This is a genomic window from Mesorhizobium sp. M1403 (assembly GCF_040317695.1).
In the GTDB taxonomy this organism is placed as follows: Bacteria; Pseudomonadota; Alphaproteobacteria; order Rhizobiales; family Rhizobiaceae; genus Mesorhizobium.
The window spans coordinates 1-1,571 of sequence record NZ_JAMYKY010000086.1 but is presented as its reverse complement, the minus strand read 5'-3'; the positions used below and the strand labels follow the sequence as shown (position 1 = coordinate 1,571).

The window sequence follows — 1,571 nt, the reverse complement described above, 5'->3', positions numbered from 1 at the left end:
TAGTCCTCACATGAGGGTCATCACGTCAAGTCGGGGCGTCATGGCGACATTTTGCGTTCCTAATTCGGAGACGGCATCCACGGTCTGAGCCCGGTTGCATGACGCGGCCCCGTATCCGGGCCTGATCAACCTCACATCCGGTCGCCGCCCGTAGCGGCTGCACCACTATCCCGCTTTCGGCGGGCAAGGGCTCAGAAGGACGAGACCATTCTTGTAGGCGGCTTGCCTTAAGCCAAGGACTACCACGGTTCGTCCCCCTGGATCCGTCAGGGCTGATCAGGCCCTGGGGATGGGAATAGCTTCACGGCTGTTGTCGCATCAGGCGGCTTTGATGGCGGCTCCCTCGATGAGAACGCCGAGCGTCACATATTTCCAGAACGCGACCAGCAGTTTGCGGGCCAGGGCAACGATTGTCGTCGCCTTGCGCTTTCCGGCATTGTGCTTCACCCGTTCTTGGAACCAGCGGCTCAGTGTCGAATTCGGTTGGTGACGCAACCATAGCCATGCAAGTTGGACCATCGCTGTTCGAAGACGTGGGTTGCCTGCCTTCGAGACACCCTGCTCACGATTGATCGAACCGCTTTGCCAGGGGCTTGCGGCAAGTCCCGCATAGGATGCGACCTGTCTTCGATTGTCGAAGTGCCGGGACAGGCATTCGCTGGAGATGACATTGGCGAATTCTGGGCCGATCCCCTTGATGCCGAGCAACATCGTTGCGGGTTCGGTCATGGCCGCCTTCTCCTGCGCCAGAACCGCGTCACGTTCGGCCTCCACCGCCTTGATCTGTTCGATCAGTAATTCGAGGCGGACGAGTTCGCGAAGAAGCTGGGCCTTGATGTGCCGGGGCAGGTCGCGGTCATCACCCGTGCGGAGCTCCTCAAGGCGCTCGCGGCGATCGCGGCGCCCAGGCTCATACCCCCGAATGCCCTGGCTAAAGAGCAAACCCTTGATGCGGTTGATATGGAGCGTTCGTTCGTCGACGAGAACCTTGCGCTCGCGACCGATCCTGCGACGGTCCTCGTCCTGCGGGGTTGGAACCCGCACCATAGAGCAGACGCGGGGCTCCCCTCGCTTGTAGGCCAACAACGTCCGGATCAGCGTCTCGCCGTCGATCCGGTCTGTCTTCGCCCGCCGGCGCTTACGCGAGACGGCAATCGAGGCGGCGTCCACGACATGGCTTTCTATCCAATCTTCGCGTCCGAGTAAGCGGTGAAGCCAGAATCCATCAAGTCCGGCTTCGTGAATTGATACCACTCGATAGAGCCTGCCAGTCCTAGCCAGCGCCTTGGAACGAAGTTCGCCGATACGTACAAACAGTCCGGCAATGTCGCCACCGACGATCGTGTGCCGGGACATCTTATCGGCGGCACCCGGCGACAGCGAGGTGACCAGCCAGGTTGATTTGCTCAATTCCAAAGAGACAAAAATCGCGTCAAGCTCGACACGGATAGCGGCAGGCGCTGCAGATTGATCAGTTGAGATAGGCATGGTCGGTCTCCAGAGAGTTCAAGCAACCGCGCCCTTTTACAGCCCCGGCCGCTATTCACACCTCATGGGATCTTGTAGCGGAA

The 1,571-nt window shown here is 60.0% G+C and carries 1 protein-coding gene; it reads right to left on the bottom strand.

Annotated elements, in window-relative coordinates; translation table 11 throughout:
* Positions 1-318 precede the first annotated feature (318 nt).
* Positions 319-1,488 carry an IS110 family RNA-guided transposase gene (locus NKH01_RS35135; protein WP_353024738.1) on the bottom strand — a complete coding sequence of 390 codons (1,170 nt, stop codon included), beginning with the start codon at positions 1,486-1,488 and terminating at the stop codon, positions 319-321.
* Between the last annotated feature and the right edge of the window lie 83 nt (positions 1,489-1,571).

Bases quoted from the DNA above. Each gene is read 5' to 3' on its own strand.
- NKH01_RS35135 (WP_353024738.1), bottom strand. From the start codon at position 1,488: ATGCCTATCTCAACTGATCAATCTGCAGCGCCTGCCGCTATCCGTGTC.